The sequence below is a fragment of the Planktothrix tepida PCC 9214 genome, from assembly GCF_900009145.1.
Lineage (GTDB): Bacteria > Cyanobacteriota > Cyanobacteriia > Cyanobacteriales > Microcoleaceae > Planktothrix > Planktothrix tepida.
Map to the genome: position 1 here is coordinate 109,067 of NZ_LN889815.1, position 15,766 is coordinate 124,832.

Consider the following 15,766-nt stretch of genomic DNA (forward strand, 5'->3'; position numbering starts at 1 on the left):
AGCGAGCGAGGACGCTCGCACTACGGTTAATAAAATATAATCTTGGAGAATAAAATGGCAAAAATCATCACCCTTAAATTAAATTCTGGTAACTTACAAAGCGGATTTTCTGTTAATTTAGAGATTGCTCAAGAAGGAAAAGCTTCTCATCATCAAGATCCGGGTAAATTACCGCCAGCTATTGATTTATTAAACGCTTATAATTATTGGCATTCTATCTATATTAATTTAGGAAAATCCCCTCGCCTTGATGCTCCCGAAGAACAAGTTAAAAACAGTTCTTCACCCGAAAATTGTCAAGAAGCCGCTAAACTTGTGATCGATGCTCTCAATATATGGCTCAACTCTAAAACATTCCGTTCCCTGCGAGATGCTTTATTAATTGAATTTAATTCAACTCAGCAACCCATCCGAATTATTATCCAAACCGATGATATTACGACCCAACGTTTACCTTGGCATCTTTGGGAACTTTGCGAAAAATCTCCTCAAGTTGAAATTGCCTTTTCTCGTCCCAACTATCAACAAATTTTACCTCCATTTAAACGCAATAAAATTGTTAAAATATTAGCAATTATTGGCGACAAAACCGGAATTAACCCCGAAGCTGATTTAGAAATTTGGAACCAATCTGGAGCGGAGCTTCACTATTTAATTGAACCAAAACGAGAGGAAATTACGGATCAACTTTGGCAAGATGGATGGGATATTTTATTTTTTGCAGGTCACAGCTACACCCAAAAAGAAACGGGAATTATCAAGATTAATCCTAATGATAGTTTAAAAATTAATGATTTAAAATACGGCTTAAGACAAGCAATTTCTAAAGGGTTGCAACTCGCTATTTTTAACTCCTGTAATGGCTTAGGACTCGCTAGAGATTTAGCGGATTTAAACATTTCCCAATCTATTTTTATGCGAGAACCTGTTCCTGATCAAGTGGCTCAAAAGTTTTTAGAATACTTTTTAAACCATTACACTCAAGGAGAATCTTTATATTTATCCGTTAGGAAAGGACGGGAACAATTACAAGGATTAGAAACTCAATTTCCCTGTGCAACTTGGCTTCCAGTTATTTATCAAAACCCCGCTATTATCCCCCCAACTTGGGAAGAATTACGTCAAGGAAGGCGAAAACTCGATATAGTTTTACCTGCTCATGTTCTGCGCTATTTGCATCCGGTAACAGTAGCAACTTTAGGAGTATTTTTATGTATTGTAGGAATGCGTTATTTTGGCTTTTTAGAACAGTTTGAATTAAAAGCTTATGATCATTTTATGCAAATTCGACCCAATGAAGGAAAAGATGAACGGTTATTAGTTGTTACCGTTGATGAAGATGATATCGACTATCAAGATCAACAAGGAATGCAACGTAAAGGTTCCTTATCCGATGCAGCCTTATCCCAAATCATTGAAAAACTAGAACCCTATCAACCTAGAGTTATTGGGTCTGATATTTATCACAATTTTCCAGTTGATTCTAATTATCCCAAACTTGCAGAATTTTTGCAAACTTCTTCTAAATTTATTGCTATTTGTAAAGATAGCGATCGCAATAGTAACTCTTCAGGTATTAAACCCCCTTCAGAAGTTCCCCTAGACCGTTTAGGATTTAGTAATACTTTAAAAGATCAAGATGGAATTCTTCGCCGTCATTTCTGGTATATGACTCCACCTATTGACACCCCTTGTCCAACAGAATATTCCTTGAGTTTACAACTGGCATTATCCTATTTAACTCAAGAAGGAATTAACCCCGAAGTCACACCCCAAGGTGATTTAAAATTAGGTCAAGCTATTTTAAGGCGTTTAGATTCTGATTTAGGGGGATATCATCAACTGGATACCAACGGTTATCAAATGTTGTTAAATTATCGTTCGGGTGAAATTGCAAAAATCATCAGTTTAAAGGAACTGTTAACAAAACCTATCGATCCAAATTTAGTTCGGGATAAAGTGATTTTAATTGGCAATATTGCCCCCAGCTATAAGGACTATCACGAAACTCCCTACACTCGCAACTCGACTTTACAGGAAAAAATGCCAGGAGTCTTCATCCAAGCGCAAAAAGTCAGTCAAATTATCAGTGCAGTCAAAGAGGGTCGTCCGTTGTTAACAGTTGTACCGCGATGGGTTGAGATAGTCTGGATATTGGGATGGTCTTTTATAGGCGGTGTTTTGGCGTGGCGGGTACGTTCTTCGGTAATATTCTACTTTACAGAAGCGGGAATTTTTGTTATTTTATATGGTGTCTGTTTTATTGCTTTTCTAGGAGGCTACTGGATACCGTTAGTTCCATCAGCATTAGCATTTCTAGCTACAAGCGTGAGTGTTCGGAGTATCTCTATTAAGTAATTGCCAATTATATGAAGTTTTCAAACCCGCTTTTTCTGGGAGTTCTCACTTTAAACTTTGTAGTCAGTGGGTTAAGCCAAGCTAACGAAAACTATCAACAATCTCCACAAATGTTATCACAAACTCTTAAACAGCCTCTTCACTTCAAACTGCCCGACAGAGGAGCCCCAGGAAACCGCAGCGATGACGCCGGAGGGCGTGGAAAATGTGGGAAAAATAAATTAACTGCTTTAATTCCTCAGAAAAATTTTGGTTATACCACCTCAAATCGCCCAACTTTTTGGTTTCATTTTTCCTTCTCAAACTCATTATCCTTAACCGCAGAATTTAAACTATTTGATGAGCAAAAGAATAACATTGTTAAACTAACCTTACCTATCAAACCTGGACTGATTCAAGTTAATCTCCCTGAAAAAGATAATCTTCTTCAAACAGAAAAAAGCTATGAATGGCAATTTACAGTCATTTGTGATTCTAATGACCCCACTGGTAATATTACCGTCCGGGGTCAAGTTGTAAAACAAGAAATTAGCCCAGATTTACAACGCCAAATTCAAGGAAAACAAGGACGAGATTTAGCGATTGTTTATGCAGAAAATGGCATTTGGTTTGATGCTTTAACAATTTTAGCACAACTCCAACAACAAGAACCCAATAATTCTATTTATCGGGAAGATTGGAACAGATTATTAAATAGTGTTGGTTTACAAGATCTGTAGAGACGTAGTATACTACGTCTCTACAATGCTGCTATAAAATTAAGAGCGACTTTGAGTTAACGCAGCGCGAAGATTTGCAGCATCCACCCCTTGCAACGGAATAGAACGGGGATCAACTCGATGATGAACATCCCCACAAACAGGACATTGTTCTTGAGATGTTGGCGTTAACCAAACACTTTGAAACGCATATTGTCCGTCTGTATTGTCAAAAATAGCCGGATAAAACCAATAATTCGGAACCATTCCCAACGTTAAATAATTGAACCCGGCTTGCAAAGCGGGATCTAAAAATCCCTTTAATTTCGCTTCGGCATTTTTCGGCAATAATAGCGACAACGCCAACTTCACAGCCACACTGCTGAGGTGGTGAATATCCGCCACTAACGCCACTTCCCCCATCACCCGTCCGTTGCTGCCATAGTCGCCATCGTTACTGACTTTTCCCATACCCGTTTCAGCTTGATGGCGATGATGAGTAGCACATTGGTAGCATGGCGTTTTTCCCGGTACAGTGACAATCACTTCCCCCCCTTCCGCCGCTTGGTAGAGTCCCACAAACAAAGCAGGTTTGCCGTGAAAATAAGCAAAACGGTTGAGAATCCGTTGCGCTGCGGCATCATCCGTTGTGGCAACAATTAAATCCGCTTCTTGTACCAAAGCGTCAAACTCTGCCACCTCATACCCGAATAAGCTCTTTTCCTCTAACGTCAACTTCACCAACGGGTTAATATTCAGCAACCGCCGCGCCAACGCCTTGACCTTCGGCTGTCCAATATCAGCAATCTCATAATTAGTGCGGCACAAATTCGCAGTTTCTACCACTTCAGGGTCAATTAACGTCAGTTCCCCCACTCCACTGCGTACCAACTGTTCCGCTACATAGGAACCTACTGAACCCGTCCCCGCAATTAGTACCCGCTTTTGGCTAATATGCTGGCTCAAAAGTCCTGTACTGCGGGCAAATAAAGCTTGTTGCAGTTCTGTTGTCGCTTGTTTGGGGTCAGCCCCCGAAAAGTAGCCACTCCAGCAAGCTAAAGCTGCGGTTTCGGCGTTGGTGGTGAGACCGGACTTTCCCAAAGGGCGAAAGAGTTTGCGGTAGGGGCCATGACCTGTGATTAAGCCAGTAACAGCCACCACTAACCGTTCTTCCGGTGGTGTCACCAATAACCAAGGCAGTTCCACCTGTTCGGTATCCTGTCGGGCTAAAGTCGCTAATAAAATCGGAGGAGTCGTCGGATAACTTTCACTAAAGATAAACAGCAATTCTAACCCGTCGAGGGGAAGACATCCCGCCAGTAGGTCACGTCCTTCCATCGGTGTCGTAAAAATAAAAGGAGGTTGGGTGCTACCTAAAGCACGCTGCACTCGGTTTAAGTCATTTTGTACTGTAGTCGGAAGAGGCGTTAAACGGTTGTGTTGCATTAGGGATAACTCCGCTTCTTGAATAGACTGTACAGGTAGGGTTTCGACGCGAACACCGTTGCCTTGGCGATAAGCAGCATAGAAAGAGATTTTTCCTTGACCGAGAGCCAACTCATGGGGACGCAGGGGTTGATTTGGGGTTACTAAAGTCACAATGGGAGCGACAAAAAAAGGAATATGGGGGTTGATTTTGAGTCCTTCCCACATCGCTTCTTCATCTGGCCCAGATGGACGGTCATAACCCCCAGGATGGGAGTGAATGACCCCTTTAAACTCCAGGTTTTGTTGCAGTTCCATCTGTTGCACCCGTTGCGTGAGTTGGGGTGAAGGCAAATAACTGGCTCCACTGGTTTGAGCCTGATTATCTAAGATGAAATGGGTAATAACGGCTTGACCAATTGGCCCCAATAAAGCCCCACCCCGTTCAGGAAGATGCAAGCCAATGTCTTGATAAATTTGATGCAGCGCGTTTTTTGAAATTGAGAGCATAATTGTTGGGGTTGAATTGTTTTTTTTTGTGAGATTTGTGGTGGTTTAAGCTGCAACCGAGTTTCTTCTGGAATAATCCTGAGAAACCCGGTTTTTGGAGCGTTATAAGGGGAAGTCTCCGGTGCGGGTGTAAATACTGAAACCCGTTGCCCAGAGAACGGATTTGGCATAGGCTTGTTCTAAGGTTGGATAGCCGTGTTCTTCGTTGAGGCAGATACACCCATTCGGAAACAGATGCCCATCAGCCGGACTATAATGCCCTGCAACTTCTGGGAAAAGTACCATCACTTGATAAAGACTGCCATCGTTGAAAATAAACATGGTATAAGCATCGCCAACTTCGCTGGTAATGTCATACACCCAACCCGTCACGCCATTAACGGTCATTTCCTGGGCGGTGGGTGGCAGTTTCTGAGCAACCACTTGGCGGTCTTGCATTAAGGTAGCGGCAAAGGGTTTTTGAGGCACTTGGGACAGTTTCCGTTCTTGACCCAGTTGGGGGTTGGTGAGGATATTACCATCATTGTCTACATAGACAGCGCGGTTAGGGGAGGATGGCAAGTCAATGCCTTGTTGACGGCTGTTCATCACACGGTTACGAACTTCGTTTAAATCAACTTGACGGATCATAATCACCTTTTGATACGGTTCTATTGGTTTATTCGTGCAGGAGTTTGGGTTTTATGCAGAGGTGGCTTAGAAAAGTTGTTTTTTTGTCGCGACCTGATGTTTTTGCCCACAAGTTCACTATCGTTTCGGAAAATAAACGTTATGCAGATTTGAAAGAAATTTTTGGGGTGCGATCGCAATTTGCTAGAAGGGCAAGGTTACTATAATATTTCAGCCAGATGCTACTATAACTCAAGTTACTCATTTTCTGTAATTTAGTATAAATTGATGACAAAGGTAAATTGAGTTAAATATTGCGATCGCTGAATCGCATAATAAGCCATTTTCAATCCTAAATAGGGGAAACTTTCAGTTAAAAGCTGCATTCCTAACTTCTGTGATAAAATTTTACGAGAAGCCTGATTTTCTAACATTGAGAAAGCAGCGATCGCTGGAAATTGCATCACATTAAACCCATACTCTAAATTAGCTTTAGCAGCTTCCGTCGCCAAACCTAGACCCCAGTAAGGTTGATCTAAAATATAACCAAATTGGGGATAGGGAGAGCGTTCATTTAGATAGAGTCCAGTGCGACCAATCAACCGATTAGAGGCTTTGTCAATCATCGCAAATTGACCAAAACCGTATTGTTTCCAATGGTTAATATAACTGTTTAATTCTGTCTCTGTTTCTGATAAGGTTTTCTCCGTTTTACTGACAAAACGCATGACTTCTGAATTGCCATAAACTCGATAAAGCTCCATTAAATCTTCACCATTAAAGGGTCTGAGGAATAAGCGTTCTGTTTCCCAAGTATTAGGATAGTAAGAGTGAGGTGTTAAAGTGGCAATACTTCCGGCAAATTTCCGATTTCTGGGGTTAGTTTCCATAAGTAGCTATGCTTGGTTAACTAACCCTTCATCGAGCTAAAAAACAAGAATTATGCAGCAATAGAAACTGGGTTTCTTTACAAAACTTTTGATTTGAGTCGAGAGATAACATGAGAAACCCGGTTTCTGGGTACGTTGTTGTGCTTTAGCACTATTATTTAGAAATGCCCTGTAATGAATCCCATGTTGGGGGAATTTCTGCCGGATTTTGACAAATAATTGGCAACCAAGACGCACAGGGAAAATCTTTTTTACCTACAATCTTTATCCACCCTTCCTAAATCATTTTCTAGTTCCGGCTCAGAAATTTTTTCTAAAATGTGTCTCATGGGAATGCCTTGGTTAAAGCCATTTTTTACAAGACCGATTTGAGCAGATTCAAGATTTCGCAGAGCTTCAGTTTCCGGTCGAGCATGAATGCCAATTACACAACCATGTGCATCTATTAGTGGGCCACCAATCATTCCTTCACGGCTATTACTGTCGTAGATCAAGGTGTAGCCATTTCGTAATGCTCTGGGCAGACTGACAATTTCTCCCTCAATAAAATGATAATATGATGGTTTTTCGCTGCCATCAATTTGTGACCAGCCTGAAAGAAAAACTGCTGTGCCTTCCCTTGCTGTATCAGAATTTGCTAAACGAGCGATGGTGTAATTTTCATTACTGGTAAACTGCAAAATAACTAAGTCTATATCAGATAGGTTTTTGTTTATCTTAGCAGGATATTCTTCTCTGTCTACCGTAACAATCTTGTATTGATCTTTAGGATTAACTACACTTTTAGCAGTAAGAACATAGTAATTATTATCTTTCTTTGCAAAAATAACTCCCGATCCTTGATTTTTACCCTTAATTGAAACGGTATTATTTTTCGCAATTTGATCGAGGGTCGCTTGATTACGCAATGCCATCACTCCCATTATCCCACCCAGGATAATCAATCCTGCCGCGCCTATGCAAATTTTTCCCAAATAACGTTTAATCCAACTTTGATTAGATGCTTGCTCTGTTTGAGGTTGAGTTGAGGAATTTAGTGTTTGTTGGTTTTGGTTTAAATTTTCAGATGGCATTTGTTGCAATTCGTTCCAAGTCGGAGGTATTTCTGTCAAATCTTGGAAAATAACTGGCAACCAAGTAGCACAAGGAAAGTTTTCCTCTAGATGCTGTAAACTTTCTCGTGCTTCCCTTAATGCTAAATAAAGTGATTTTTTATTGTTAACGAATTCCTCAAGAAAACTTTTCAAAAATTCATGGGCAACCTTATCTGGAATCGGTTCGCGCATAATAATTATTTGAGGAATTTGTAAAAGAGCTAAATTTCTAGCTATTCCTAATCCCTCGCAAGAATTAAAAATAGCTAACTTTAAACCATGCTCAACTGCTTTCCTAAATGCAAATTCCAAATTCTCAATTCTTTTACCATCGATCTGACCTGTTTGACCATTCACATCCGTAGAACTGTGACCTGCATAGAAAAATATATCTGCTTTATATTCCTTCAGAGCCTTGTTTAAATCTTCTATTCTAGGATTTTCTAGAAAATGCAAATCTGCAATATCACCTAGATGCTCTTGTAAAAATTCTTGATCTTTTTCTGTATTAATCTTGTTACCATCTTTTCCAGTAACACAACCAAAAGTTGCTAATAGCCTAATTTTACCTTGACGATCAAATAACATTTGTTTTAGTGCCGGGGCATGAGTTCTCCGACTCAAACCAACATCAGCCTTGCGATAGTGATCGAAAATGTCCCACAGATGCCAAGGTAACTGCTGCAACTCTATTATGTCTGTCTGAATGATGACCCGAATTTCCTCTGATTTGCTTAACTCTCGTTGTAAGCTATCCTTAATTGTATGAAACGCTTGGGAATTTAGCCATTCATTTAACCCGGCTTTTAAATTTTTACCTTTTTCAATTATTTCAGGTATAGAATAATTCGTAATTATGCCATTTGATGCACGACTAGGATCAGGCACTTGACGGCGATACGACTCCCGCCAGTCTTTATAAAGTTCTGGAAGTTCGAGCTTGGCAGGCAATTTACCTGGTACTCCAGTAGTGTGAGATTGCCCCTCTTCCCCGATCCTAATGGTGACTGAAAAACCATGTTCAAAATCACCATCTCCTATTTCGATTACAGCTAATTTACCCATTGCGTTTCCCCGGTCAATAACTAGATACTCTTTGTTTTCAAGTGATATATAAACAAACCTTTGGTAGTTAAGGTTTAAGTTTCTGGTATAGCAGGAGCCAAGAGGGTTAGGACAATTTCCGAGGAGATAGTAGGGTCAATTCAAGAATTGACCCTACTATCATCCGTCCTAACATTTTTGTCCATTGCTATAAAAGGATTGCCAGCAATCGAGGTTGGGGACGACCTACCGCTTATTTTATCATTTGACTAGCAGTTATATCTCAGTTATTGTAAAGATTGATATTACAAACAAGTTTTAAGTCCCGGTCGGGGGCGGGATTTATGAGCAGGTGCAAGATGTAAATTAGGTTAGTTCACTCCAGTATAGCCAATAGGCGAGTCAACCAAGAAAAGCGATCGCGCTCTCCAAAACCTACCAGTATCATCCAGCGCAATTAATTCCATAATACCTCAGTACAGGGTTAATATCCCTAACGATGAATCATCAAACAATGTTTGAATATCATTAATATGTGTTCTCAGCATCGCTTCGATTTCTGAAGTTGAGCAGTTTCCACGTCTGATCCAAATGATTTTAGGCGGAAAACCACGTAACATCAAAAGCTCATTGTAGTCGCTATCTTTGGTAGCGATCGCAAAACCATTATTTTGTGCATAAATCCATACATCACTATGCCTGAATTAATAATATTTGTCTCTCCCGATCTGCTGCATAGCTCAAACAAGCTAAAATATCCTCTTGAGTCAGATAAGGAAAATCATCAAGAATCTCTTGATAAGTCATTCCTGATGCTAGATAAGATAACACATCGTAAACTGTAATCCGCATTCCGCGAATGCAAGGTTTACCACTTCGCATACCTGGTTTAATCGTGATCCGTTCGTGATAGTTCATATTGTATTCAGGTGTTAAATCAATCTGGACAAAAGGGGTGTTATTCGACATCTATTCTATCACATCAAGTCAGGAAAAATATCTACAAGTCGAGACACCAGGTTTCTGAACAAACTTTTGATAAGAGTCGAAAGATAACATAAGAAACCCGGTTTCTGAACCCTGTAGGAAAGTCGAGAAACCGGGTTTCTTGATCAAGCTTTTGATAGGAACCGAGAGATAACGTCAGAAACCCGGCTTCTTAATCTAACTAGGAATTTGAACCCCCAAACATTGCACCAAGAATAGCCGCACCGATAGCTACAATTCCCATTGTTCTTGTTGTTCCCATCGTCGTATCTCCTAACACATTGCCTTGGGTATCAATTGCCATATATTGTTCCCCATTAGCGCCTCGATAGCAGATAATAAATCCATCTTCAGCCTCTTGATAACCGACATACTCAGCAAAGGGGTGATACTGGGCAACGATTTCGACAAACATCCGGTGCATAACGATTTCAGAAGCAGCCATCTTAAAACTCCTCATATTTTGGCTTGATGACTACTAATCGTTATGAGAATTCAAAGTTATGCGGAGCAGGTGTCAGGTGTCAGGTGTCGGGTGTCAGCTAGAATACTTGACTTGTAAAGAGCATAGTCGTTATTAAAGTCAAACACTGTTCAGGGGACTGCTAGCAATCGAAAGTCATATTAGGACATTTCTGATACCTGTGAGCCTTAATGATCAAGCCTTCTACACCCGAAACCCGAAACCCGAAACCCGTTATCAAATCATAAAATTATCCGTGATGCTTGCTTCTCCTAGTTCTATCTTGATACTAAATCGTTCTCCTGGTTCCCCTTGAAATTCTAATTGAATCCAATTATCAACACTGCGAGAAGTAGCTTCTAAAAAAACTTCCCCAGATTCCTCTAAGATAATTAATTTCACATCAGGAGGTAGATAAGCATCTTCCCCATTCGGATATAATCGCGCGATAACTGTTCGTTTTTCTTCTGATTCTACTTGATATGCCATAACCAAGACTAAGGGATAGTCTAAAAGTTGAAATTGCCAAACTTTACTGACACTTTCTAATCGATCTTCTGTCTCTGCACTGCGAGAACGGGGTGCAGCCACAAACCTTAAAGAACGATTTTCGGGCAAACTTTTTAAGAAAATTTCAAAAGAAAGCCAATGGTTCAACGATTCTTGATTGGGATCTAACCAATTGTTTAAATGAACAAAATTTACAGGAAGCGTGTTAAATTGAGCATTAATCATTGGTTGAGGTAAAGGTTGATTTACAACGTTAGTTTCTGATAAAATATCAACTTTATCCTTCCAAATCTCATCTAACTTATTCATTAATTCTTCTGCTAACTCTTGCCATTCATCATTATTGAAATTATCCTCTCGGTTCCCTCCACGCCAAGCTATATCTTCTTGTGCTGCACTCGCTAAAAACTTACCGCCAGCATAGCGCCATTTATCTTTAGGATGGATGCGATAAATTCGTTCAAGTCCAGCAATAATTTCTGTTATAGGCTGTTCTGCTAGTCGGATTTTAACTGTCTCCACGACCTCATCATCACTCTGAAAAAAAACCAAAGCTGATTCGAGTCGGTTTAGATAATCAATAAATGTTTCTAAAGGAAGAAAACTATCAAGAGAAATTTCTTCCATCATTTCTAAAGCATTAACCGGAGGGTAAAATCCTAATAGGGTTGCTTCTCTTGATGGTTCATCAATTTCTACAACAATATAACCAATGCGATTTTCCCAAGTGTCAACGGGAATATAACAAAATTCATCTTCTGGTAACACAGGACGACATTCTATTTTGCCAATTCCTTCTATTTCTAAATCGGCGATATTCATTAACGGCTGCATCACAGAATTTAGACTATCAGAATTTTCTAAATCTGTCTCAATTCCTAAACATTCACAATAGGTTTCTACGGCATAAACCGCAAGGGTATTCAGATAAACTTGTTCAGCTTTCGTCGGATTTTCATATTGACTTTTAAACGACTTAGCTAACTTACAAGCTTTTGAGGTTATAGGAACTGTAAACATTGAACGATTTGTGTAAGTCATGGCTGTTATCTCCTAATTGTTAATCTCTGTTTCACTATGTTTTTTACTTTTTCTGGTTCGAGTCTTGGGTTTTGTCATCAGTTTAAAATAACTGATAGAATCTAGGTAAAAATAAATCAAATCCTTGACATCAATGCGTAATTGTTGTGCTAGAAGTTTCCAAGAAGGAACTCCGCCTAATCGAGCCTCAATTATCCCTTTAAAAGTGATTTGAGAATAACCGGGCATTCTTCTTTTATTATACTTCCCTTCTAAATCATTAACAATTTGTTCGATAACAGGTTGTGGTAGGGCTATTCTAGCTTCTAAATATTCTTCAAGAATGGGTTTAAAATAATAACAGGCACGAGTGTAAAAAGAACTAATTGTTTGTTGAGCATAAAGTTTCTTTTTTTCCTCTTCTGTTAAATTTCTATTTCTGGTTTTTTCTGTTTCTATGATGGCATGATTGAAATGATTGCCAATTTCTTGTAAGGTAGCATCCCTGAATTTTAAAATAGCAATGGCTCTAAAATCTTCTTCAGGGAAATTTTTAATATGCTTTCCTCGGAAAATTCCATCTGGATCTTCGTAAATTAGTTTAATCTGCTGTTGAGACAACCCTGAATCAGCTTTATCCTGAATTTTATCTAATCGCGTCTGAGCTTTAGAATCTTCTTTTTGTTTTGCATCCGGCGCATCGGCTGAAACCTCTTTGGTTCGCTCTCGGATAATATCAATAAAGCGAAATTTTATATAACTAGCAAACCAGTTCCAAAACTTGAGAGGTCGATAAAGTTTCTGAACTTCAGCACAAAAAGTATTCCAGGCTTGTTGTAAATCTATTTCATTAGTTTGAATGCTGTTGCAAAAATTTTCACAAATTTGAGATAGATGTTGGGCTTTTTCCTGCGGATAAGGTTTAACAACAATCATGCCGTTTTTCTTTTTTGGGTAGTCGTGCATAAGCAGTAATAGGATTTTATATGACCCGCTCTGGAGCAGAAGATGAAAGGCAAAAATCATTACTTTTTGAGCACTAGCCTTTTTTGTTCGTCTTTGAATAAAACGATTCCGAAATTTATCGACTTGGTTTTGAAACTCTGAATAAACTTCAGAATTTGGCTGTGATGGTAATGTTTTGCAAAAATTCAGCCATGCTGTATATAGCTGAGAATCAACTCCTTTTTTATAAATATCAATTTTCGTCAAAACTTCTGTTTGAGCTTCCTGTAAAACATCGGGCCAATCTTCCTCAAAATCACCTTCTAATTTAGACCCATATATGTTACGACAGCTGTTTTTCAAGCCACCTAGTCTGCGCCTTGCCTCATCATCAGTAGGCTGTGGTGGTCGGCGTCTTGACGGTAACATAATATCCCATAACTCCTGTATAACTCTACGCCTTCTTGGAGGGTCATTAAAATGTAATTGCGCTTTTAATACCAACTCTTCAAGCTTTTCATCTAATGGGTGCATAGTTGAAAGGTCAAGCAAAAAAGGGATGCTGGGATTATACCCGAAAAGCACCCCTCGCTTAATCTTCTCTCAATTCTCTTAAGCAATGTCGCTTCTCGGTTCGTCGTCTTCTTGCCAGCGATCATATCCCTCATGATACCGCTTCTGAACTTCTGTCAGATCTTCCTCGCATTGCTTGATCTGGGTTTCATAACGGTGAGCGATTATTTTTAAATCTTGCTCTAAATTGGCTTTTAATTCAGCCGTTTTTTGCTGTACCCAAATCGCTTTTTGCTGTTTAATTTTTTCCTCCTTTTCCTTAATTTGTTGGGGACTCAAACCCGTCAGATTAACTTCAGGAATGGGGAATTGATTCGGCAGATTATTAATTTCAGCACGATGAGCGAATAAACGTTGTTCAACAGCTATATCCCGTTCTTGTTCTAACTGATATTTGCGATCGCGAATTTGATTAATATCATAATCTGCTTCAGCCATTGGTAAGTTCTTTAACCGTCCGCTATCATCTCCTTCTGCAACGAATTTCACTAAATAATCAATCCGTTGTTCCTGGGCAATTTCCATCGTCAGCAGGTTGTGTAATTCTTCTTCTGTCATTCCTACAGGGGGAAATAAAGCGGGTTCATATTTGTTCATTAAATCAGCAAATTTTTCCGGTAATTCAAAGTGATCGCTCTGAAAAGCGGCAGCAATCCAAATTAATGTTACGGGTAAACTAGCAGCAATTGCTTCAATTAATAATCCTCCGGGTAATCCTAATTGTGCCACAATCCAAAAATTAATGGTGAATTCTGCTGCACTTAATGACCCCGCTAAAACTCCATCAATCCAGAGTTGTTTACCTAAATTTTTGCCTTCAATTTCTTGGATTAATGCGGTTTGAATGCTGTAGTATAATTCTCCTAATTCATTAATAAAAGATTGGGATTCTTTTTGCTTAATAATGCTACTCAGTGCTTGATTTGTGCTGTGAGCTAAACGAGCTTTTGTTGTGACTTTAGTTGCACGGTCATCAACAAGAAAACTTGCTAAAGCACCCCCAGCCATTGCCGCAGGTAACGCCATTGACCCTAAACGAGAGGTTAATACTTGGGTTCCGGCACTAAAGGTTAATGCACCAATCATCACAACAACAATTTTAGTTGCTTTTTTAAAAGAGTCGGAGGGTTGACGTGTAGCGGTGGGTTTTAAGTCATCAATGCGAGATTCTGCCACACGAGATTTACCCGATCGCTGCTGTCGTTCACTCATTTTAGCACGAAGACCTTTTGGCAACCGGGCGATAACTTCTTGGGGAAGATGTCGCCAACTATCAACTAATTGATCAATTTGAAACTGTTTTTGATGGTGATGAGAATAATTAGAACTCATGATCAATACTCCTTAATGACTAGCAAATGTTTGAGAGCGTTAACGATTAGGTTTGATCGATTAACAATTATTTTGTTCTACCTTACTATCGAGAAAGCTTTTAGAAGTTATGCAAAGATTTTACCTGTAGCAAAAATTTATAATTTCCGCCCGATTTCAAAAGCTTTATTAACACAATTTGAAATATCAGCAAAGGAGCAGATTTCGGCGGAGGTTTCCTCAGTTAGAAGTGTTCTCAGTTGATGATTAACATTCGGGTTTTCCACCATCAACATAATTGTTCCTTGATCGGCTGTAATTTGATGTACTAATTCTTGAAGGCGTTGATCATCCGGTGGGGGTTGATTCGGCCCTGGTTCAGTATCCTGTAAGGTAATGGTGACAACAACCGGGTTATAATTTCGGCGATCGCGCTCTTTTTTAATGAGTCTGTTAACGTCTTCTAACAGTAAAATTAGTGAGGTGCCGGGTTGTTGGTTTTTAATCGGACGTTGAGCTTTATTACACTGACCCAAAAGCGATAAACTATTGAAAATCGAGATATTTTGAGTAGTAACAGGGCGATCGGCAAAAGCAGTGGTAATGGCAACATCACCAGGTTTATACTGTTGAATACTGGCGCGGCAATGTTGTTGTCGTTCTAAGCTATATTTTTCAGCAGAATCAGAACTATCATCAGCGCGAATATGGATAACTCTTTGGGTTGTATATTCAATCCAAAGGGTACTACCAATGATCCCAATTCCTGCTATAATAGCTCCTAAGATTAAGGGGGATTTCCACCAAGGGAGATTCTCAACTGGGGGTGAGGGTTGATAGTGACGACGGGAATAGGTGCGACTCATAACAGTTTTCCGAATTGGTATATTGCTATATCGCACGCAACTGTTAGAGTTATGCAAACGTTAGTTAGGTGTCGGGTATCGGGTTTCAGGTGTTAGGTATTTTATGAAAAGAGATGAAGCGCTGGCAATTTTAGCGAATCACACAGAAGAATTAAAAGCTTTGGGTGTGAAGTCTTTAGATTTATTTGGTTCGGTCGCACGGGATGAAGCACAACCAGATAGTGATGTAGATTTTTTAGTCGATTTTTCCATAGAAGCGAGTTTATTTGACTTGTTTCGGGTGCAACATTTTTTAGAAGATATTTTGGGGTGCCCCATTGATTTAGGGACACAAGATGCTTTGAGAGAACATTTACGACAACCTGTTCTCAAGGAGGCAATTCGTGCCTTCTAGGGAATGGTCAATGCGGATTCAAGATATTCTGGAAGCGATCGCTCGCATTCACAAAACGACGGAGGGAAG

At 39.6% G+C, this 15,766-nt stretch carries 14 protein-coding genes; 3 read left to right on the forward strand and 11 right to left on the reverse strand.

Translation table 11 applies throughout. The features are described from left to right. The first annotated feature begins 54 nt into the window (after positions 1-54). On the forward strand, positions 55-2,358 hold the full coding sequence (locus tag PL9214_RS27160) for a CHASE2 domain-containing protein (RefSeq protein WP_072722435.1): 2,304 nt from the start codon (positions 55-57) through the stop codon (positions 2,356-2,358). Positions 2,359-2,369: 11 nt separating this feature from the next. Then, positions 2,370-3,077 carry a DUF928 domain-containing protein gene (locus PL9214_RS27165; RefSeq protein ID WP_072722436.1) on the forward strand — a complete coding sequence of 236 codons (708 nt, stop codon included), beginning with the start codon at positions 2,370-2,372 and terminating at the stop codon, positions 3,075-3,077. Positions 3,078-3,116: 39 nt separating this feature from the next. Here PL9214_RS27165 and PL9214_RS27170 read toward each other — a convergent pair whose 3' ends face one another. From PL9214_RS27170 to PL9214_RS27220, 11 genes are all read right to left on the reverse strand, one after another. Then, the gene (locus PL9214_RS27170) at positions 3,117-4,991 is read right to left on the reverse strand and encodes a ThiF family adenylyltransferase (protein WP_072722437.1); all 1,875 of its coding nucleotides are present in this window, start codon (positions 4,989-4,991) and stop codon (positions 3,117-3,119) included. Between the two features lie 102 nt (positions 4,992-5,093). Beyond that, a complete protein-coding gene (locus PL9214_RS27175; protein ID WP_072722438.1) occupies positions 5,094-5,621 on the reverse strand; it encodes a hypothetical protein in 528 nt (175 codons plus the stop codon). Positions 5,622-5,875: 254 nt separating this feature from the next. Further along, positions 5,876-6,490, reverse strand: coding sequence for a GNAT family N-acetyltransferase (locus tag PL9214_RS27180; RefSeq protein WP_072722439.1), 615 nt, complete (start codon positions 6,488-6,490; stop codon positions 5,876-5,878). 251 nt (positions 6,491-6,741) lie between these two features. Continuing rightward, positions 6,742-8,649, reverse strand: a complete 1,908-nt coding sequence (locus tag PL9214_RS27185; protein WP_072722440.1) for a S1 family peptidase — start codon at positions 8,647-8,649, stop codon at positions 6,742-6,744. Positions 8,650-9,101: 452 nt separating this feature from the next. Continuing rightward, positions 9,102-9,311 carry a DUF5615 family PIN-like protein gene (locus PL9214_RS32860; protein WP_186440488.1) on the reverse strand — a complete coding sequence of 70 codons (210 nt, stop codon included), beginning with the start codon at positions 9,309-9,311 and terminating at the stop codon, positions 9,102-9,104. A 10-nt stretch (positions 9,312-9,321) separates the two neighbouring features. After that, the gene (locus PL9214_RS27195; RefSeq protein WP_072722622.1) at positions 9,322-9,546 is read right to left on the reverse strand and encodes a DUF433 domain-containing protein; all 225 of its coding nucleotides are present in this window, start codon (positions 9,544-9,546) and stop codon (positions 9,322-9,324) included. A gap of 250 nt (positions 9,547-9,796) precedes the next feature. Then, positions 9,797-10,060 (reverse strand): hypothetical protein, encoded by a 264-nt coding sequence (locus tag PL9214_RS27200; RefSeq protein ID WP_072722441.1) that lies wholly within the window; start codon positions 10,058-10,060, stop codon positions 9,797-9,799. A gap of 255 nt (positions 10,061-10,315) precedes the next feature. Beyond that, positions 10,316-11,629: a DUF1822 family protein gene (locus PL9214_RS27205; RefSeq protein WP_083580223.1), complete on the reverse strand. Its 1,314-nt coding sequence runs from the start codon at positions 11,627-11,629 to the stop codon at positions 10,316-10,318. Between the two features lie 12 nt (positions 11,630-11,641). Then, a complete protein-coding gene (locus PL9214_RS27210; RefSeq protein ID WP_139295178.1) occupies positions 11,642-13,087 on the reverse strand; it encodes a hypothetical protein in 1,446 nt (481 codons plus the stop codon). 78 nt (positions 13,088-13,165) lie between these two features. Further along, the gene (locus PL9214_RS27215; protein ID WP_072722444.1) at positions 13,166-14,458 is read right to left on the reverse strand and encodes a hypothetical protein; all 1,293 of its coding nucleotides are present in this window, start codon (positions 14,456-14,458) and stop codon (positions 13,166-13,168) included. Positions 14,459-14,595: 137 nt separating this feature from the next. Continuing rightward, positions 14,596-15,303 carry a hypothetical protein gene (locus PL9214_RS27220; RefSeq protein ID WP_072722445.1) on the reverse strand — a complete coding sequence of 236 codons (708 nt, stop codon included), beginning with the start codon at positions 15,301-15,303 and terminating at the stop codon, positions 14,596-14,598. 103 nt (positions 15,304-15,406) lie between these two features. Here PL9214_RS27220 and PL9214_RS27225 point away from each other — a divergent pair, with 103 nt between their 5' ends. After that, positions 15,407-15,697: a nucleotidyltransferase family protein gene (locus PL9214_RS27225; protein ID WP_072722446.1), complete on the forward strand. Its 291-nt coding sequence runs from the start codon at positions 15,407-15,409 to the stop codon at positions 15,695-15,697. The last annotated feature ends 69 nt before the right edge of the window (positions 15,698-15,766 follow it).